16 protein-coding genes are annotated in these 18,481 nt (G+C 68.3%); 2 read left to right on the forward strand and 14 right to left on the reverse strand.

Translation table 11 applies throughout. From position 1 onward, the window contains the following. Positions 1-77: 77 nt before the first annotated feature. Positions 78-311 carry a hypothetical protein gene (locus tag PMI12_RS22575; RefSeq protein WP_007837044.1) on the forward strand — a complete coding sequence of 78 codons (234 nt, stop codon included), beginning with the start codon at positions 78-80 and terminating at the stop codon, positions 309-311. A 64-nt stretch (positions 312-375) separates the two neighbouring features. Here the strand turns inward: PMI12_RS22575 and PMI12_RS22580 are convergent, their stop codons facing one another. From PMI12_RS22580 to PMI12_RS22595, 4 genes are all read right to left on the reverse strand, one after another. Next, positions 376-1,869, reverse strand: a complete 1,494-nt coding sequence (locus PMI12_RS22580) for an efflux transporter outer membrane subunit (protein WP_007837045.1) — start codon at positions 1,867-1,869, stop codon at positions 376-378. A 15-nt stretch (positions 1,870-1,884) separates the two neighbouring features. Further along, entirely contained in the window at positions 1,885-5,148 is a 3,264-nt protein-coding gene (locus PMI12_RS22585; protein WP_007837047.1) for an efflux RND transporter permease subunit, read from the reverse strand. Positions 5,149-5,314: 166 nt separating this feature from the next. Continuing rightward, complete coding sequence (locus PMI12_RS22590; protein WP_007837049.1) at positions 5,315-6,565, reverse strand: efflux RND transporter periplasmic adaptor subunit; 1,251 nt, start codon at positions 6,563-6,565, stop codon at positions 5,315-5,317. 147 nt (positions 6,566-6,712) lie between these two features. Then, positions 6,713-7,597 (reverse strand): alpha/beta hydrolase, encoded by an 885-nt coding sequence (locus PMI12_RS22595; protein ID WP_007837053.1) that lies wholly within the window; start codon positions 7,595-7,597, stop codon positions 6,713-6,715. Between the two features lie 184 nt (positions 7,598-7,781). Here PMI12_RS22595 and PMI12_RS22600 point away from each other — a divergent pair, with 184 nt between their 5' ends. Beyond that, the gene (locus PMI12_RS22600; protein ID WP_007837054.1) at positions 7,782-8,696 is read left to right on the forward strand and encodes a LysR family transcriptional regulator; all 915 of its coding nucleotides are present in this window, start codon (positions 7,782-7,784) and stop codon (positions 8,694-8,696) included. Between the two features lie 6 nt (positions 8,697-8,702). Here PMI12_RS22600 and PMI12_RS22605 read toward each other — a convergent pair whose 3' ends face one another. The 10 genes from PMI12_RS22605 to bluB are packed head-to-tail and all read right to left on the reverse strand — an operon-like array spanning position 8,703 to position 18,383. Next, a complete protein-coding gene (locus PMI12_RS22605; protein ID WP_007837055.1) occupies positions 8,703-9,164 on the reverse strand; it encodes an OsmC family protein in 462 nt (153 codons plus the stop codon). A gap of 26 nt (positions 9,165-9,190) precedes the next feature. Beyond that, entirely contained in the window at positions 9,191-9,742 is a 552-nt protein-coding gene (locus PMI12_RS22610; protein ID WP_007837056.1) for a GNAT family N-acetyltransferase, read from the reverse strand. Positions 9,743-9,786: 44 nt separating this feature from the next. Beyond that, positions 9,787-10,515: an LrgB family protein gene (locus tag PMI12_RS22615; protein ID WP_007837057.1), complete on the reverse strand. Its 729-nt coding sequence runs from the start codon at positions 10,513-10,515 to the stop codon at positions 9,787-9,789. Continuing rightward, entirely contained in the window at positions 10,512-10,865 is a 354-nt protein-coding gene (locus PMI12_RS22620; RefSeq protein WP_007837058.1) for a CidA/LrgA family protein, read from the reverse strand. The genes PMI12_RS22615 and PMI12_RS22620 overlap by 4 nt, the downstream gene beginning before the upstream one ends. 22 nt (positions 10,866-10,887) lie before the next feature. Further along, positions 10,888-11,877 carry an aminotransferase class I/II-fold pyridoxal phosphate-dependent enzyme gene (locus PMI12_RS22625; protein WP_007837061.1) on the reverse strand — a complete coding sequence of 330 codons (990 nt, stop codon included), beginning with the start codon at positions 11,875-11,877 and terminating at the stop codon, positions 10,888-10,890. After that, positions 11,874-12,848, reverse strand: coding sequence for an adenosylcobinamide-phosphate synthase CbiB (gene cbiB, locus PMI12_RS22630; protein ID WP_007837063.1), 975 nt, complete (start codon positions 12,846-12,848; stop codon positions 11,874-11,876). The genes PMI12_RS22625 and cbiB overlap by 4 nt, the downstream gene beginning before the upstream one ends. Positions 12,849-12,869: 21 nt before the next feature. Beyond that, complete coding sequence (gene cobN / locus PMI12_RS22635) at positions 12,870-16,874, reverse strand: cobaltochelatase subunit CobN (protein ID WP_007837065.1); 4,005 nt, start codon at positions 16,872-16,874, stop codon at positions 12,870-12,872. Beyond that, positions 16,871-17,227 carry a DUF2149 domain-containing protein gene (locus tag PMI12_RS22640; RefSeq protein ID WP_007837075.1) on the reverse strand — a complete coding sequence of 119 codons (357 nt, stop codon included), beginning with the start codon at positions 17,225-17,227 and terminating at the stop codon, positions 16,871-16,873. The genes cobN and PMI12_RS22640 overlap by 4 nt, the downstream gene beginning before the upstream one ends. Continuing rightward, complete coding sequence (locus tag PMI12_RS22645) at positions 17,224-17,697, reverse strand: MotA/TolQ/ExbB proton channel family protein (RefSeq protein ID WP_007837080.1); 474 nt, start codon at positions 17,695-17,697, stop codon at positions 17,224-17,226. The genes PMI12_RS22640 and PMI12_RS22645 overlap by 4 nt, the downstream gene beginning before the upstream one ends. Then, a complete protein-coding gene (gene bluB, locus PMI12_RS22650; protein ID WP_007837081.1) occupies positions 17,697-18,383 on the reverse strand; it encodes a 5,6-dimethylbenzimidazole synthase in 687 nt (228 codons plus the stop codon). Before bluB ends, PMI12_RS22645 begins: the two co-directional genes overlap by 1 nt. Positions 18,384-18,481 lie beyond the last annotated feature (98 nt).

Genomic DNA, 18,481 nt, shown 5'->3' on the forward strand with positions numbered 1-18,481 from the left:
AATACATCCGGTGCATCAAACAGTAGCATTTTTTGCGTACACCAGATGCCACCACACCGCATTGCACCCGGGAACCCATGCCAGCCTTGAATGATTTGGCGCTAACCGTCGAGGAACGCGAGCCGGGCCAGTTCTTCTGGATCCTGCTCGAAGCCCACCATGGCGACGCCGTCTCCGAAACCTTCGACTACCGGGTCTACCGGACAGCGTCGAGGCCGCAGGCCAGCTATTCAAACGCCCTGGCCGTGGGCGCGGTGGAACTGCAAAAAATAAGCGCCGCCGCGAATCCAGCCGGCAAGAAAACCGACTGAACCCACGGCGGCGCAAGACCGCCTTGCGGCGCTCAGGCTTTCAATTTCAATCCTTGATCGCGATTCAGCGCACGGCCACGGCCGTCCGTGCCGGGACAGCCGCGACCGGCGCCGGCGCTTCCCAGCCGCCGCCGATGGCGCGGATCAGCCCCACCGCCGCCTGGTACTGCGCCGACTTCACCTGCAGTGCCTGCCGGCGGTTGCGCAATTCGCTGCGGCGCGCGTCCAGCAGGTCGAGCTGGCTGACGTAGCCGTTGCGATAGCGCGTGTCCGACAGGCTGGTGGCGCGCTGGGCCGAGGTCACGGCCTGTGCCTGCACGACCGACTGCTCCTGCAGGATGCGGATGGCGGCCAGTTGGTCTTCGACTTCCTGAAACGCCACCAGCACCTGCGTGCGGTAGCTCGCGAGCGCACCGTCGAGCCGGGCATTGGCGCCCTGCACGCCGGCCTCGCGGCGGCCGCCGTCGAAGATCGGCAGCGACAGCAGCGCGCCCACGCCCCACGAGCGCGCCGACCACTTGAAGAGGTCGCCGATCTCGGGCGAGGCATAGCCGGCGGCGCCGGTCAGCGAGATGTCCGGGAACCACGCGGCCTGCGCCACGCCCACGCGGGCCTGCGCGGCCAGCACAGCGCTCTGCGCAGCCGACACGTCGGGGCGGCGGGTGAGCACCGTGGCGGGCACACCCGGCGGAATGGACGGGAGCGCCGTCGCCCACTCGTCGACGCGCAAGCCGAAGCTGGAAGCCGAATCGCCCACCAGCACCGCGAGCGCATGCTCCACCTGGGCGCGCTGGCGGTCGAGCGCGAGCGCATCCGACTCGGTGGACGACACCTCGGTCTGCACGCGCGCCACGTCGAGCTCGGCGATGTCGCCGGCCTGCTCGCGGCGCTGCGACAGGCGCAGCGTGTCGCGATACGCCTCGACCTGCTCGCGCACCAGGGCGCGCTCGGCATCGAGCGCGCGCAACTGCAGGTAGGTCTGCGCCACTTCGGCCTGCACGGCGAGGCGCGTGCTTTGCAGCAGCGCCTCGCGGCCGGCCGCATCGAGCTTGGCCGCATTGCTCGCGCCCGAGAGGCGGCCGAACAGGTCGACCTCGTACGAGAACGTGGCGCCGATGTTCGTCATCGTGGCTGGCCGGGTGCTGGCCGTGGCCTTGTCCAGGCCCGCGCCGCGGTTGGCGCCAGCGCCCAGGCCGATCTGCGGCAGGCGGTCGGCGTTGGCGCTGCGCGCCAGCGCGCGAGCCTCGGCCAGCCGAGCGGCCGCGGCCTGGATGTTGGTGTTGTTGACGTCGGCCTTCTCGATCAGTGCGTTGAGCGCCGGATCGTTGAACGCCAGCCACCAGTCGCCGCGCGGTTGCGCCTCGGAGGGCGCGGCCCGCGTGAAGCCGGCGGGCGGCGTCACCGCCTGGTCCTTGCCCTGCTCCTTGAACTGGGCGGTGGTCGTGATCTCGGGCAGGCCCGAGGGCGCGGTGGCACAGCCGGCGAGCACCAGGGCTGCCATCAGCGGCAGCAACGCGGTACGAAGCGGCTTCACCAGAGGTTGTACTGAAAATTTCATGATGCGCTTTCTCGATCAGTCGTCATGCGAAGAACGCGGCGATGCGGGCACCGGATGAAGGCCGCCACCACCGGCGCCGCCATGCGAAGCCGGATTCCCGGCCGACACGAAGTCGTCGCCATGCGGCACTTCGCCATGCAGCTTGAGTGGCCGGTTGCCCGCGAGGCGGCGCAGCAGCACGTAGAACACAGGCGTCAGGAACAGGCCGAAGGCCGTCACGCCGATCATCCCGGCGAACACCGCCACGCCCATGGCCTTGCGCATCTCCGAACCCGCGCCGGTGGACAGCACGAGGGGCAGCACGCCCATCACGAAGGCCAGCGAGGTCATGAGAATCGGGCGCAGGCGCAGGCGGCTGGCTTCGATGGCGGCCTGTATCGGTGTGCGGCCGGCAAATTCGAGCTCCCGGGCGAACTCCACGATAAGAATCGCGTTCTTCGCACTCAGCCCCACCAGCACGATCAACCCGATCTGCGTGAAGACGTTGTTGTCACCCCCCGATATCCATACGCCGGTCATCGCGGCCATGATGCCCATGGGCACGATCAGGATGATCGCGATCGGCAGCGTCAGGCTTTCGTACTGCGCAGCCAGCACCAGGAACACCAGCAGGATCGCCAGCGGGAACACCAGGAAGGCGGAGTTGCCGGCCAGGATTTCCTGGTAGGTCAGCTCGGTCCACTCGAAGCTCACGCCCTTGGGCAGCGTCTCGGCCGCGATCTTGGTGATCGCGTCCTGCGCCTGGCCCGAGGAGTAGCCCGGCGCCGGGCCGCCGTTGATGTCGGCGGCGAGGTAGCCGTTGTAGCGCATGGCGCGTTCCGGGCCGAAGGTCGAATTCACCTTCATCAGCGCGGCCAGCGGCACCATCTCGCCCGAGGTCGAGCGCACCTTCAGCAGGCCCACGTCTTCAGCACGGGCGCGGTAAGGCGCATCGGCCTGGACGCGCACGGAGTACGTGCGGCCGAACTTGTTGAAGTCGTTCGCATACAGGCTGCCAAGGTAGATCTGCATGGTGTCGAAGATGTCCGTCACGGGCACGCCGAGCTGGCGGGCCTTGGTGCGGTCGATGTCTGCGTACAGCTGCGGCACGTTGACCTGCCAGCTCGTGAACATGCCGGCCAGTTCGGGCGCCTGGTAAGCCTTGGCCATGAAGGCCTTCACTGCCGCGTCCATCTGGTCGTAGCCCACCGAGCCGCGGTCTTCCAGCTGCAGCTTGAAGCCGCCCGTGGTGCCCAGGCCCGCCACCGGCGGGGGCGGGAACATCACGATGAAGGCGTCCTGGATGCTCGAGAAGGCGCCGTTCAACTGGCCCGCCACCGCGCCGCCGCTCTGGTCGGCGCGCTTGCGCTGGTCGAAGGGCTTGAGCGTGGCGAACACGATGCCCGAGTTGGAGCTGTTGGTGAAGCCGTTGATCGACAGGCCCGGGAAGGCGATGGCGTCCTCCACGTTCGGGTTCTTCTTCATGATCTCGCCCATGCGCTGGATCACTTCGTCGGTGCGGTCGAGCGTGGCGCCGTCGGGCAGCTGAGCGAAGCCGATCAGGTACTGCTTGTCCTGCGCCGGCACGAAGCCGCCGGGCACCGCCTTGAAGAGGCCGAAGGTCACGGCGATGAGCGCGACGTAGATCGCGAGCATCAGCGCCTTGCGCGAGATCACGTTCTTCACGCCGCCGCTGTAGGCCTCGGAGCCGCGATGGAACAGCTTGTTGAAGCCGCGGAACAGCCAGCCGAAGGCCTTGTCCATGCCGCGCGTCAGCGCGTCCTTGGGAGCGTCATGGCCGCGCAGCAGCAGTGCAGCGAGCGCGGGCGACAGCGTCAGCGAGTTGATCGCCGAGATCACCGTCGAGATCGCAATCGTCACCGCGAACTGGCGGTAGAACTGGCCCGTGAGGCCGCTGATGAAAGCCAGCGGAACGAACACGGCCACCAGCACCAGCGCAATCGCGATGATGGGCCCGGACACTTCGCGCATCGCGCGATAGGTCGCCTCGCGCGGCGTGAGCCCCGCCTCGATGTTCCGCTCGACGTTCTCCACCACCACGATGGCGTCGTCCACCACGATGCCGATGGCCAGCACCAGCCCGAACAGGCTCAGCGCGTTGATCGAAAAGCCGAGGACGTGCAGCACCGCGAAGGTGCCGATCACCGACACCGGCACGGCCAGCAGCGGAATGATCGACGCGCGCCACGTCTGCAGGAACAGGATCACGACCAGCACCACCAGCATGATGGCTTCGAGCAGCGTGTGGATCACCGATTCGATGGACGCGCGCACGAACTGCGTCGGGTCGTAGGCGATGCGGTATTCCAGGCCCTCGGGCATGTTTTTGTTGAGCTCGGCCATCGTCTTGCGCACGTTGGACGAGATGTCGAGCGCATTGGAGCCCGGCGCCTGGAACACACCCATGCCGACGGCCGGGTCGTTGTTCAGCAGCGAGCGCAGCGAGTAGTCGGCGGCGCCCATCTCGAGGCGGCCGATGTCGCGAAGACGCGTGACGGCGCCGTCGGTGCCGCTCTTGACGATGATGTCGCCGAACTCTTCCTCGCTCTGCAGGCGACCTTGCGCATTGATCGACAGCTGCATGTCCACACCCGACAGGCCCGGCGATGCGCCGACCACGCCGGCCGCGGCCTGCACGTTCTGGCCACGGATGGCAGCCACCACGTCGCTCGCCGAGAGGCCGCGCTGCGCGACCTTCTGCGGGTCGAGCCACACGCGCATGGAGTAGTCGCCGCCGCCGAAGATCTGGACCTGGCCCACGCCTTCGATGCGCGCCAGCGGGTCCTTCACGTTCAGCACCGCGTAGTTGCGCAGGTAGTTGATGTCGTAGCGGTTGTTCGGCGAGACGAGGTGGACCACCATCGTCAGGTCGGGCGCGCTCTTGACGGTCGTGATGCCGAGCCGGCGCACTTCCTCGGGCAGACGCGGCTCGGCTTGCGAGACGCGGTTCTGCACGAGCTGCTGTGCCTTGTCGGGATCGGTGCCGAGGCGGAACGTCACGGTGAGCGTCAGCACGCCGTCGGTCGTTGCCTGGCTGCCCATGTAGAGCATGCCTTCGACGCCGTTGATCTGCTCTTCGAGCGGCGTGGCCACCGTTTCAGCAATCACCTTCGGGTTGGCACCGGGGTACTGGGCGCGCACCACCACCGAAGGCGGCGCGACTTCCGGGTACTCCGAGATCGGCAGCCCGCGCAGCGCGATCAGGCCGGCTATCAGCATCAATAGCGACAGCACGCCGGCAAAGATCGGCCGGTCGATGAAGAATTTTGAGAGATTCATGTTCGTTTACTCCACCGCGTCGTGCGCGGTCCACGCCGCATGCAGGCACGCGGCATCCAAGTGGCTCCCATTTCAGGAACACCGCGGAACCGGCTTTGCCGGGCCGCTGGTGTTGCCCCCGCGAGGGGGTTGGCGGCTACACGAAGTGAGCAAGCCTGGGGGTGGTTCAAGATTTGGCCGCTTCCGCGACACGTTCCGGTTGTTGTTGCTTGGGGTCGGCCTTGGCGTCCATGGTCACTTGCTTCGGCGCCACCAGCGCACCCGGGCGGATGTGCTGCAGGCCGTTGACCACGACCTTGTCGCCGGCCTTCAGACCCTTGCTCACGACACGCAGCCCGTTGATCGACGCACCGAGCGTGACTTCGCGGTAGACCGCCTTGTTGTCTTCGCCCACGACCATCACGAACTTCTTGTTCTGGTCAGTGCCGATGGCGCGTTCGCTCACGAGAAGCGCGGTGTCGTTGCGGGCCTGTCCCATGCGGATGCGGGCGAACTGGCCGGGGATGAGCGCGCCGTCCTTGTTGTCGAACGAAGCACGCACGCGCACCGTGCCGCTCTTGGCATCGACCTGGTTGTCGATCAGCTGCAGCTTGCCGGTGAAGGGCGTGCCGTCGAGGCCGGCGGTGCCCATCTGCACGGGAATGCTCTCGATCTGGCCTCGGGCGCTGGAGCCGCTCGGCAGGTCTTTCAGGGCTCGCGTGATGACCTGCTCGTCGGCGTCGAAGCTCGCGTAGATCGGGCTCACCGACACCAGCGTGGTCAGCACCGGCGCACCGGGGCCCGCGGCGACGAGGTTGCCCACCGTCACTTCGAGCTTGCCGATGCGGCCCGACACCGGCGCGCGCACCTGGGTGTAGCCCAGGCTCAGGCGCGCGGTCTGCAGTTGGGCCTGGGCGGCGCGCAGGTTGGCATTGGCTTCGCTGCCGGCATTCACACGCTCGTCGTACTCGCGCTGGGCAATGGCCTTGTCGTCCCACAAGCGCTTGGCGCGCTCCTGCTCGCTGCGGCTGAACGACTGGCGGGCCTGCGCGGAGGCTACCTGCGCTTCGGCGCGCTCGACCTCGGCCGCGTACGGGGCGGGATCGATGGTGATCAGCAGATCGCCCTGCTTCACCAGCGCGCCTTCGCGAAAGTGCACCGACTGCACGGCGCCCGCGACGCGGGAGCGCACATCGACGCGCTGGACGGCTTCGAGCCGGCCCGAGAACTCGTCCCAGGCGTTGATCTCGCTGGACGCCACGGTGGCCACCGACACCGGGGTGGCCTGCGGCGCCGCCGGCGCGTTGTTGGCCTCGGCCTTGAAACTGTGCATGCCCAACACGGCGGCCGCCACGGCCAGCAATGCGGTAATGCCGGTCACGGCGGGCCACAGGCCCTTGCGGGCGACGGAAGACAGCTTTTTCTCGTTGTTCGACATGATGGTTCGTCCTTCTCGATGACTTCAGGGATGCAACAGGCCACCCCGGCGCTTTTGGCACCAGGCGGCGGAATTCAGAAAAAACAAGGCCCTCGCACGCTGCCGCGCTGGCGGCGTGTCGATCAGGCAGCCGGGATCGGCCGGGAACTAGCTGGGGTGGTTCGGCGCCGCACCCGGTGGCGTGGTCGCGCTGAAAAACTCGCGGAAGTGCTGCTGCACCGTGGCCTCACAGGCCACGCAACCCGTGTTCTCGGTGTCGTAGAGTGCCTTGGGCCAGTTGGAGGCACTGGGCAGCACGCTGCTCGTGACCTCGATGCCGGCGGCACGCAAGCGGCCGGCGAAGGTCAGCGCCTCGTCGCGCATGGCGTCGTCCTGGCCCACCAGCACCAGCGCAGGCGCCAGGGCCGACAGCCGCAGCGAACCGCTAGGCACCGCATAGGGATGGGTGGCGTTCGAGGGGCAGCTCAGGTACTTCTCCCAGCCGCTGGCCCAGCGGCATTCGGCCGCATCGCTGGTGGCCTTGCGCAACGAGGCGGTGCCGGCGCAGGGGTCGAGCATGGGCGACAGCAGGATCTGGCCGGCAACCGGCGGATGCGCCCGGTCGCGGGCGATCAGCGCCACCGCGGCCGCCAGGTTGCCGCCGGCTTCCTCGCCGGCCAGGTACACCTGCGCGCCTTTGCCGCCGAGCTTGGTGCGCTGCTTGTAGAGCCATTCGAGGGCGGCATAGCCCACCTCGATCGGCTCCGGGAACGGCGATTGGGGCGCCAGCGGATAGGCCACCGACACCACCACCGCCCCCGCGCCGGCCAGGAGCCGAGCCACGTTGCGGCCGTTGTCGAGATCGCCGCACACAAAGGTGCCGCCATGGAAATGCAGCACCAGCGGTGCGACTTCACCCTTGGCACGCTGGCCGTACACACGGGCACCGACCGGTTCGCGGCCGGGCAGCTCGATCGACAGATCGGCTTCCACGCCCTGTACCGCCGCACGGGCGGCGGCTTCGGCAGAGCGGGACGATGGAACGGGTGACATGGGCGACCTCAGGGAATTGGGCGATGGTTGAAATATAAGTCGCCCGGCGCAGCGTTGAAACAGGCAAGCCGGCCCTACTCTGTTTCCAAACCGATAACAATCGGGGCCACCCGCCAAGGGTTTGGCTGCTTGTGTGAGAATCCGCCTCCCCCGGTGTGGGCCGGGTACCCAGAACAGGCATTCAATGGATCAAATCCAGGCCATGCGGATCTTCGTCCGCGTCGTGGAAGCCGGCACATTCACCCGTGCGGCGGACTCTCTCGCCCTGCCCAAAGGCACGGTCACCAAACAGATCCAGGCGCTCGAATCGCGCCTGCGCGTGAAGCTGCTCAACCGCACCACGCGGCGCGTCACGGTCACACCCGACGGCGCGGCCTACTTCGAGCGAGCCGCGCGCCTTCTCAACGACTTCGACGACATGGAAGCCAGCATGACGAATGCGCAGGCCAACCCCACGGGGCGGCTGCGCATCGACGTCGGCACCTCGGTGGCAAGGCAGATCATCCTGCCTGCGCTGGCCAGCTTCTGCGACCGCTATCCTGATATCCAGGTCGACTTGGGGGTGAGCGACCGCACCGTCGACCTGATCAGCGACAACGTCGACTGCGTGATCCGCGCCGGCGAGCTCAACGACCAGTCGCTGGTGGCGCGGCGCATCGGCACGCTGCACTTCGTCACCGTGGCATCGCCGGCATACGTGAAGCGCTACGGCGTGCCGCAGCACCCGAGCGACATCGAGAAGCGCCACCACGTGGTGAGCTACTTCTCGGGCACCACGCGGCGCGTTTACCCGCACGAGTTCAGGAAGGGCGACGAACAGATCGAGCTGAACGGGCCCTACCGCGTGTCGGTGAACGAGAGCAACGCGCACATCACCGCGGTGCTGGGCGGCTTCGGCATCTCGCAGTGCATCACCTTCATGGCCGAGCCGCTGCTGGAAAGCGGCGAGCTCATCGAGCTGCTGCCCGATTGGCATCGCGACCCGTTGCCGATCCACGTGGTGTACCCGCCCAACCGCCACCTGAGCGCGAAGGTGCGCGCGTTCGTGGATTGGGCGGCGGAGCTGTTTGCCAAGAATCCGCGGCTGCAGCGCCGCTGAATCGAACTACACCGGCTCGCAGCGCACCTCGGTCTTCACCGAGTTGGCAATGAAGCATTCTTCATGCGCCCGGTGGTGCATCTGCTCGATCTGCTCGCGCGTAGGAATGTTCTCGCCCGAGAACGCCACCTCCGGTCGCAGCGTGACCACTGTCATCGCCATCTTGCCGTCGGCGTTCTTCTCCATCACGCCAGTGGCCGCGTCGAAGTAGCGGTCGACGATGAACCTGCGCTTCACGGCCATCGTGAGAAACCACAGCATGTGGCAGTTGGAAAGCGAGGCGACGAACATCTCCTCCGGATCGACCGCCGATGCATCCGACATCGGCAGCGGCACCACGTGCGGGGACGACGAGGCCGCCACTTCCGCCCCGCCGTCGAAGCGCAGCACATGCCTGCGGCTGTAGGTGTTGCCGAGAAAGTCCTGATCGCCCCGCTCCCAAAGGATTTCCGCGGTGTACTGGGCCATGGGTCGTGCTCCTTGCTCGAAAGATTTCAGAGATGGATGAAGTAGCGGTACTTGGTGAGGCTGCCCTGGCTGGGCAACGTGACGAAGGTCTCGGCCAGCATGCCGCCATGGGCCGTGATCACCTTCTGCGACGCGAAGTTGTCCGGGCTGGTCGTGATCTCGACGCGGCTCAGCCCCTCGCGCGCGGCCAGCGTCAGCATGGCGCCGAGTGCGCGCGTGGCGTAGCCCCTGCGCTGCTTCCACGGCACCACGTTGTAGCCGATGTGGCCCAGGCAGTAGATCGGCAAGGCGTCGGTGCCGGGCTGCCAGCGCAGGTCGATGCTGCCGCAAAACTCGCCGTCCCACATCCAGCACTTGTAGCCCGGCAGGCGCGGCACCTGCGTGCCGTCCGGCATGGTGATGGGCGCGCCCCTGGCCTCGCGGTCGACCAGGCTCGCGAGGAACAGGGCGGGGTCGGACTCGATCGCGGCGCGTTCCTCCGCGCCCGATTCGGGCCGCGTCTCGTCGCGCGACCAGCCCCTGTTCAACGCCGAGACGTAGCCGGCCAGGTAAGGCCTCGCGGGCCAGACGAGCTCCATCGGCCGGGGATCGGTGACGGGACGGGATCGGTACAACGGCACCTTCACACTCCCATCAGCTTGACGACGAGCGGCACCAGCAGTGCGGTCGCGATGCCGTTGAGCCCCATGGCCAGCGCGGAGAATGCGCCCGCCGTCTCGTTCACCTGGATCGCCCGCGCCGTGCCGATGCCATGCGCGGCAAGGCCGACCGCGAACCCGCGAACCGCGGGCTCCCTGATGCGCAGCAGGTTCAGCAGCCCCGTCGCCATGATCGCGCCCGAGATGCCGGCAATGGCCGCGGCCACCGCCGCCAGCGAGGGCAGCCCGCCGATCTTCTCGGCCACGCCCATGGCGATGGGCATGGTGGCCGACTTGGGCGCGAGCGACATCATCAGCTCGTGCGATCCGCCCAGCACCCACGCGATGCCGATGGCCGACACGATGGCCGCGACCGAGCCCACGAGCAACGCCACGCCAATGGGCAGCCACAACCGCCGCAGCCGTCCGACCTGGCTGTAGAGCGGCACAGCCAGTGCCACGGTGGCGGGGCCGATCAGGAAGTGCACGAACTTCGCGCCTTCGAAATACGTGTCGTAGGGCGTGCGCGTGAGCAGCAGCACGCCGACGATGACGATCACCGAGACCAGCACCGGGTTGACCACCGGATTGCGTCCGCTGCGGGTGTGCAGCCACAGTGCGCCAAGATAGGCCAGCAGCGTGAGCGAAAGCCACAGCAGCGGCGACTGCGCGAGGAAGACCCAGATCTCGGAGAGCTTCGCGGGCGCTGTCATTCGGCGTCCTTGCCTGTGACGCGGATCATCCAGCGGAACGTGAGCGCGGTGACCGTCATGGTGAATGCCGCACCGGCGATGCCCGCCGCAAGGAAGGGCAGCCACTCGCGCCCCACGCGCTCGAAATGCAGCATGACGCCGGTCACGGCCGGGATGAACAACAGCATCAGGTTGCGCAGCAGGTGGCCCGAGGTGTCGGCCAGGACCTGTGGCACGCCGCGTCGCACCAGCAGGCCGGCGAACAGCAGCACCATGCCGATCAGCGGGCCGGGGATGGGCAGGCCGAGCCACTGCACGAGCAGTTCGCCGGCCAGTTGGCAGATAAAGAGCGTGGTGATGGCGTAGAGCATTTTTTCTCGCGGGTGTATGTGGTCAGGACGTGTTTGTCCAGGCCTGCTTCAGCGCCTGCTGGCTGGCCGGGGGCAATACGCCGAGGCGCACGTGGCCGGGAAGGCCGAAGGAGGTGCAGTCGCGCAGTTTGATGCCTTCGGTGCGCAGCGCGGCGGCCACGTCTGGGTACGGACGGTCGGTACGCGCGCAGAAGAAGTTGGCGTCGCTCGGGAGGCATTGCCAGCCGAGCGATTCGCAGACCGCGCGTTGTCGGTTTTTCCAGTCCCTCAGGGTCTGCAGGCTTTGGGCCAGCCAGCGTTGCGCTTCGTCGCCGGTCCAGGCCTCAAGCATCGCCACGCCGTGCGCGCCCAGCGGCCATGAAGGGGCTAGCCGTTCGATGCGTTGCACGAGGCTCGCATCGGCGTCTTCAGGGGCGACGGCGTAGGCGGCGCGGATGCCTGTCAGGCCCATGGCCTTGTTCGGTGTCCACAGCTGCCAGAGGCGGTCGCGCTGAGTGGCGTCGAGCGAAGCCTGGCCTTCGAGGCGCAACGGCTCATAGGCCAGGTCGAGCACACATGCGCCACCCGGGCTCGCAGCCAGCTGCGGCAGATCGGCTTGCGGCTGCCCCAGCGGGCTCGACGGTTCACAGCACCAGCGCAGCGCGGCGTCGCTGTACGCCTGAGGTGCACGAATCGTTTGCAAAACCCAGGCCTGCGCCGCACGCTCATAGTCGCCATAGCTGTGCGCCGGCAGCCAGACGCAACGACCACCGCCTTGTGCGACAGCGGCGCTGATGCGATGAATGAACTCGCTCGCGCTCGCCGCGATGACTATGCGTGCGGCCTTTACACCATGAAAGGCCGCAAGCCTGCTTCGAAGTGCCGTGTACTGCGGGTCCGGATAGCGAGCGGCGTCGACGACGCGCAACGCGGACAACACGGCCGGGCACGCGCCCACGGCATTGCCATTGGTCGAGAAGTCGTGCGGCGCGGCACCGGATGCATCGGGGCCGCCGTGCAGGACCGCGCTCATACCCACCTCCAGCCGGTCGTTGCCGCGATGGCCAGCGACGCGAACACGCCCAGCGCTGCGGCGGCGCGTCCGCCCAGTTGCGCAGTGCGTTGCATATCCGCCGCCGAAGGCGCACGCCCCTCGGCATTCAGCGCATACACGCCCGGCTTGGCCAGCCGCACACCGAGCAGCAGCGCCATCGTCGCCATCGGCCAGCCGCTGTTGGGCGACGGCGTGCGTCGCGCCTCGCCGGACAGCCCCGTGGGCCAGCGCCACGCCGCCAGCGCCAGCAGCCCCACGGTGATGCGCGCCGGAATCCACGAGAGCAGATCGTCCGCGCGCGCGGCCCATTTGCCGAACCATGTCCAGTCGCGGCCGTTGCGCTCGCCGCGGTAGCCCCACATCGCATCGGCCGTGTTGGCGAAACGGTAGAGCGCCGCGCCTGGGAGGCCGAACAGCACGAACCAGAACACCGGGGCCACGAGCGAGTCGTTGAGGTTTTCGGCGAGCGATTCGATGGCGCTTTCGCGCACTTCGCGCTCACTGAGCCGGGAGACATCGCGGCTCACCAGTCGCGCCAGTTGCTTGCGTCCGGCATCGATCGACACGCTCAACGCCGCCTCGACCGCGAGCACTTCGTCGCGCAGCATGCGCCAGGCGAAAAGCGGCTTGAGCAGCAGGCCGAGCAGCAACGCGCCGGCCCACGCGGGCAGCGACAGCGCGATGAATGCCTGCATGGCCATGGCGACACCCCACACGGCCGCCGCACCCACGCACCATGTCAGCGCGCCGATGAAGAACATCGGCAGATCCACCAGCTTCGCCTGGTACGCATGCGGTGCAACGCTCGAACCGACCCAGCCGAGGTAGCGCCCCATCCACACGACGGGATGCAGGCGTGCAGGCGGCTCGCCCAGCCAATGGTCGATGGCCAGCGCGAGCCACAGCGCGGCGGTGGCCACGATGGCGTGCTCGGGATTCAGATAGGGCATGAGAGCCGCCATTCTCGCGAATCAGGCAGGCGCCCTGCCCCGGCGCCACTGCATCAGCGCGCCGAGTGCGACAAGCAGTGCAGCGCCCAACGCGACCCAGAGCCGAAGGACGACTGTCTCGGCCTTGGGCGATGGCGCGTCGGCGGGCGTGGGGTCGAGCTTGAGGCCGCTGACGGGCTGGGGACTATCGGGTGCAGGCCCAGTCGCCGGTGTTTGCACCGGCGCCGACGCTGGTGCAGCCACGACCACGGGCTCGACCGGCGCGCTCGGCTTGTGCGAAGCCGCAGGCGGCGACAGCTCCGCCTGCGCGAACCGCTGCACACCCGCATTGCGCTCGCGCAGCCCGGTCGTGCGCACCGCCTCCTCATAGGCCCGCGCCAGCTCGCGCCGTGTGGCCGCATCCGGCTTCCAGTAATTCAGCCGCACCGCATCGAGCATGCGCTCCAGCGTCTGCGCGAAGGCTGCACGGTTGTCGCCTTCCAGCCATTCGCGCGTGCCCAGCTTGTATCTGTCGCGCACGTACACGTCGTGCAGCGACTGCCACTGGTCCTGCCGCACGGCCTGCGGCGCCGTGACCTGCCAGCCCCAGAGGAACTGCGCGGTCTTCAGCACCTGCAGCGTGCCGCTGTAGCCCTCGGCCTTCTGCGCCTCGACCCATTGCGGGTGCAGGTAGCGGGTCTGCATCTCGCGCGCGATGGCGCCTGCGGCCGTGTCGGTGCGCACCGCGCCGCTGTCGCGCAGGTTCTGCACGTACAGGGCCGGGTCCTTGCCGGTGAGCTGGCGCACCGCCTGCGCGATGCCGCCGAGGTACTGGAACGGATCGTCGTTGGTCAGCACGCCGTAGAGGTTGGAACTGCGCGCCATCAACGCCGCGTCGACCTGCATGAGATTGCCCGCATAGGCGCCAGGCCGCGCGGCGCCGTCGAGGCCCTTGCCGTAGGCGTGGCCCATGCGGTCCATGTAGAGCTGCGCCATCTGCGCGTCGCCGCCGCCGCGTTGCTGGCTCGCCCACACGTCGCTCGCAAGCGCGGCTTCCTCCAGCCCGGCGCCGTAGCTGCCCTGCTCGTTCGAGAACACGCGCGCCGTCGACCAGCGCTGCGCCTCTTGTGCTGTCGCGCCTTCCGCGCGGAGCTTGCGTGCCAGTGCCTCGCTGTGCTGCGCCACGGCGTTGCCCGATTCGTGCAGGGCCGCCACCTGCTGCACGGCCTCATCGAGCCAACGCATCGTGTTGGCAAACTGGTCGCGGTAGGAGCCGGTGACACTGATCAGCACATCGATGCGCGGCCGCTTCAGCACCGGCGCGGGAATCACCTCGATGCCCGCCATGCGCCCGCCCTCGTCCCAGCGCGGCTTCACGCCCATGGCGTAGAAGGCCTGGCTTTCCAGCACGCCCTGGTGGCGCGAGGCCTCGCCGGCCCAGAGCGTGAAGGCGATCTTTTCCGGCGGCTTGCCGGCATGGGACGTCGCGTGTTCGGCGATCCACGCGTCCATGGCGGCCACGCCCGTCTCCCACGCCGCGCGCGTCGGCATGCGGCTCGGGTCGAAGCCGTAGAGATTGCGGCCGGTCGGCAGGCTGTCCGGGTTGCGCACCGGGTCGCCGCCGTAGCTCGATTTCAGGTAGCGCCCATCGAGCGCGGTCAGCAGGCCTTCGATTTCCTCGTTGTGCGCGAGCACGGCGTCGAGCTTCTGCGCGCGTTCGGCCAGCAGCAGAAGACTTTGCTTCCCGGCGACGGTCTTTCCCATGGCGCTCGCAGTCTGCGCATCGACAAGCGCAAGCTCGACCCAGCGCGTGGGGCGCGAATCGGCAATGCGCTTCGCATCGATCAGGAAGGCCTCGTCGATGTCTTCGCCGAGCGCCTCGACCAGCGGCTTGCCGAGAATCTGCAGGATGGTCATGCGGCGGCGCTGCGCATCGGGCGCCTGACCGAAGGTCGCGAGGCCCAACGGCTGCGCGGTCTGCGCGAGTTCGTCGAGGTACGGATGCAGCACGGCGACGAAGCCCGCGAAGTCCGCGCGAATGCGCGCGGGCGTCCAGCCGAGGTCGCGGTCGTAGTGCTGTTCGACGAACTCGGCCGCCAGCTGCTTTTCCATCGCGGTCTTCACAGGGCCGGGCGACAGCGTTTCCCAGTCGTGCATACGCTCGTGCATTTCCTGCACGCCGGGCCGGAAGCCGGCGGGCGCGAACATCGGTGTCGAATGGCTCACCATCGTCGCGCGGCCGCGGCGCTTGGCGGTGGTGGCTTCGCCGAGGTTGTCCATGATGAACGGATAGACGTTCGGCAGATCGCCCAGCGCGAGCAGCGGATCGTCCTGCACCGACAGCCCGCGCTCCTTGCCCGCCGACCATTCGAGCGTGCCGTGCGTGCCCACGTGCACCACGGCGCCGGCGCCGAACTGCGTGCGCAGCCAGAGGTAGGTGGCGAGGTAGCTGTGGCTCAGCGGCACGGCCGAGCGGTGGTAGACCTGCTCGGCCTTGCCCGCCACCTGCGTGCCGGGCTCGAAGCGCGGCGGCTGGCGCAGCACGACGACGTTGCCGAACTGGACGCGTGGAATCACGAAGGCCGGCTCGCCGGCAACGGGGCGCAGCATAGTCGATTTTTCGGGCGGGCCCCAGTAGGTTTCGATGCGGCGCTGCGTCTCCACGGGCAGCGCGCGAAACCAGGCGAGGTAGCGCGACAGCGGCATCGCGTCGGCAAGGTTCCTGTCGAGCAGCGGCTGCAGTTCGTCACCCTGCCCCGTCGGGTAGTAGGCCTTCATCGCGGCCTGCACCTGCGCGATCAGCGCGTCGGCGCCCGGCTGCTCGGTGCGGTAGCCGGCCGACTTCATTGCCGCGAGCATGTTGCTCACGCTGCGCGGCACGTTGAGAAAGGACGCGCCGAAGTTCGCCTCGCCCGGCGGATAGTTGTAGACCAGCATCGCCACGTGGCGGTCCGCAGCCGGCGTGCGCTGCAGGCGCAGCAGCACGGCGGCCTTGTCGGCCACGGCGTCGATCTGCGCGGGCAGCGGCTGCAGCGTGCCGGCCGCGGCATCGCGGGCGCTGACGAGCATCGGGTCGGTCATGCCTGCCAGCTCGCTCGGGCTGTAGTACGCAGCGATGTCGGTTTGCGAGAGGCCGTCTTTGCTCTGCGCCCATTGCGCGGCATCCATCGCCAGCGAGGGCAACGTCTGCAGGACCGGCACGCCGATGCGCTCGAGCTCGGCCTTGCGCTCGTTGGGGCTGAACACCAGCGAGGCATTGACGATCGCATCGGCCACGCGCCGTTCACCGGCGTGCGTCATGCGGAAGAACAGGTCTTTCTGCTGGCGCGGGCCGTAGAAGGCATAGGCGCGCATGCCACGCCGTTCGAGCGAGGCGATCAGCGCGTCGAGCCAGCCGGTGTCGTCGCCCGTCACGGTGGCGCTGTTGACGGCGATGGCGACCGTGCCGCTGCCGGGCAGCCGTTCGATGGCGGCGATCTCGGTTTCGATACGGGGCCAGGCCGGGTGATAGAGGCCGGCCAGCGGCAGCGGCACGGCATCGGGCAGGCCAGCGAGATTGCCGGGCTGCGCCAGTGCCTTCATTGCCGCGTCGAGGTTGGCGGTACCGGCAAAGCGCCAGTACTCGCGCACCCGCTGCGCCCACGCCGCTTCGACACCGCGTTCGGCCAGCAGCGGCGCGGCGGCGGAGGTCTGCCCCTTGGCCACCAGCGCGAACTCGCCGATCAGCACATACGGCGCGGCGCTCTGCGCAATCGTGTCGCCGAAGCGTGCCGCCGCCGCCTGCGCGACGCTGATGTGCGGCGCATCGACGACGAGCAAACGCGCGCCTTCGAGCGCAGCGGCCAGCGTCCCGCGCGAATCTTGCGACGCCGACACCACCTGCAGCGGCAGCCCCGCCTCGCGCGCCGCGGCCTGCAACCGCACCACGCGCGCCGGGGACACCAGCGACGTGCTCAGCACCACGACGCGGGAAGGAGCCTGCTGCGCCTGGGCCGGCGAAAAGACGCCCAGCCCCACCATCAACAACCAGAAGAGGAATCGCGTCACTTCCCGTCCTGCGCCGGCACCGCATCGGCCGGCACATAAACCATCGTGCCGTCCTTCAGCCGCCATGCCGTGCCGGCCTTCTCGCCGTCGCCCTGCCCCGTCGCGCCGCTGGCCTTGAAGCGCGTGATCTTGCGGCCCTCGCGCGTGACGATCTCCATGTTCGGCTGGCCTTCGTTGCGGATGATCGTCACCTTGTCCTGCGCGAAAGGGTTCATCGGGTTGTTGATGACCGCGATCATCAGCATGCCGATCACCACCATGAACACGTCGATCAGGTTGATGGTCGAGAGCACCGGGTCGTCGTCGTCGCTGTCCAGGCTGCTCAGTATGGAAAACTGGCGACGACTGCTCATGACAGCCGGTCCCGCGCGTCGAGCACCGTCACCAGCTCGCGCATGAGCCAGCGGCGGCGCACGGTGTAGACCACGAAGGCGATCGAGGCCGAGGCCAGCGCCACGATCACGCTCGCGAACGCGGGCGCCAGGCTCTGCGCCACGCCCTGCGACTCGCCCGAGGCCACGGCCACGAGCGCGGGGCCCATCGGGATCATGGTGGCGATCAGCCCCAGCATCGGCGCCACGCGGCTGCACAGGCGCACGCCTTCGAGCTGCTTGAGCACGACCAGCTCCATCTGCTCCTGGCTGGCCTGCGCGTGGCGCTGCAGCACCAGCGCGCGCGATGGGTCGCGGCGCCGCTGCAGATACTCGATGCCGAACGCGCCGAGGCAGTACACGGCATAGACGAAAGACAGCAGCACGCCCAGCGTCACCGGCCAGAGGAACAGGCGCGCAAGCTCGAAGAGAACGGTATCGAAAGCCAGCATCAGATAGGCTCCACGGCAGGCGGTTGATCGAAAAGGTCCGAAGGCCGGCCCCAGCCTTCGTCGAACACCAGCGAAGCGAGCGGCTCGCGCTTCGCCCAGCGTTCGCGCTGCAGCATCGGCTCTTCGTAGAAGCCGTGCACGGGGCCCAGGCACAGCAGCGCAATGGGCTCGGCGCCTTCGGGCAGGCCGAGCAGCACCGACACCTCGGCCGGATCGAACAGCGACACCCAGCCCATGCCCAGCCCCTCGGCACGCGCCGCAAGCCAGAGGTTCTGGATGGCGCACGAGGCCGAAGCCAGGTCCATCTGCGGCAGCGTGCGGCGGCCGAACACATGCTTCTCGCGGCCGTCGGCCAGCGTCACCGCCAGCAGTTCGGCGGCGTCGAGCAGGCCCTGCACCTTGAGGCGCATGAATTCGTCTTCACGCTCACCGAGAGCACGGGCCGTGAGCACGCGTTCCTGTTCCACGACGCGGTGCAGTTCCTGCCGCAGCGCTTCGCCGCGAATGCGAATGAAACGCCAGGGCTGCATGAAGCCGACGCTGGGCGCGTGGTGTGCCGCATCGAGCAGCCGGCGCAGCACTTCGGGCTCGACCTGCCCGCCTGCGAAGTGGCGCATGTCGCGGCGTTCGTGGATGGCGCGGTAGACGGCCTGCGTCTCATCCTTTGGGAAGGCGTGATGCGTCATTCGGGGTGCGTGCACAGGCCACCGGGTACTCCCCTCCGCGAATGTCCCCCGGCTTCGCCTCCTCCTTTATTTCGCTGCGGGGAGCACCCGGCGCCCTG

The sequence above is a fragment of the Variovorax sp. CF313 genome (genome assembly GCF_000282635.1).
Taxonomy (GTDB): domain Bacteria; phylum Pseudomonadota; class Gammaproteobacteria; order Burkholderiales; family Burkholderiaceae_C; genus Variovorax.

Bases quoted from the DNA above. Each gene is read 5' to 3' on its own strand.
- PMI12_RS22575 (WP_007837044.1), top strand. From the start codon at position 78: ATGCCAGCCTTGAATGATTTGGCGCTAACCGTCGAGGAACGCGAGCCG.
- PMI12_RS22580 (WP_007837045.1), bottom strand. From the start codon at position 1,869: ATGAAATTTTCAGTACAACCTCTGGTGAAGCCGCTTCGTACCGCGTTG.
- PMI12_RS22585 (WP_007837047.1), bottom strand. From the start codon at position 5,148: ATGAATCTCTCAAAATTCTTCATCGACCGGCCGATCTTTGCCGGCGTG.
- PMI12_RS22590 (WP_007837049.1), bottom strand. From the start codon at position 6,565: ATGTCGAACAACGAGAAAAAGCTGTCTTCCGTCGCCCGCAAGGGCCTG.
- PMI12_RS22595 (WP_007837053.1), bottom strand. From the start codon at position 7,597: ATGTCACCCGTTCCATCGTCCCGCTCTGCCGAAGCCGCCGCCCGTGCG.
- PMI12_RS22600 (WP_007837054.1), top strand. From the start codon at position 7,782: ATGGATCAAATCCAGGCCATGCGGATCTTCGTCCGCGTCGTGGAAGCC.
- PMI12_RS22605 (WP_007837055.1), bottom strand. From the start codon at position 9,164: ATGGCCCAGTACACCGCGGAAATCCTTTGGGAGCGGGGCGATCAGGAC.
- PMI12_RS22610 (WP_007837056.1), bottom strand. From the start codon at position 9,742: ATGGAGCTCGTCTGGCCCGCGAGGCCTTACCTGGCCGGCTACGTCTCG.
- PMI12_RS22615 (WP_007837057.1), bottom strand. From the start codon at position 10,515: ATGACAGCGCCCGCGAAGCTCTCCGAGATCTGGGTCTTCCTCGCGCAG.
- PMI12_RS22620 (WP_007837058.1), bottom strand. From the start codon at position 10,865: ATGCTCTACGCCATCACCACGCTCTTTATCTGCCAACTGGCCGGCGAA.
- PMI12_RS22625 (WP_007837061.1), bottom strand. From the start codon at position 11,877: ATGAGCGCGGTCCTGCACGGCGGCCCCGATGCATCCGGTGCCGCGCCG.
- cbiB (WP_007837063.1), bottom strand. From the start codon at position 12,848: ATGCCCTATCTGAATCCCGAGCACGCCATCGTGGCCACCGCCGCGCTG.
- PMI12_RS22640 (WP_007837075.1), bottom strand. From the start codon at position 17,227: ATGAGCAGTCGTCGCCAGTTTTCCATACTGAGCAGCCTGGACAGCGAC.
- PMI12_RS22645 (WP_007837080.1), bottom strand. From the start codon at position 17,697: ATGCTGGCTTTCGATACCGTTCTCTTCGAGCTTGCGCGCCTGTTCCTC.
- bluB (WP_007837081.1), bottom strand. From the start codon at position 18,383: ATGACGCATCACGCCTTCCCAAAGGATGAGACGCAGGCCGTCTACCGC.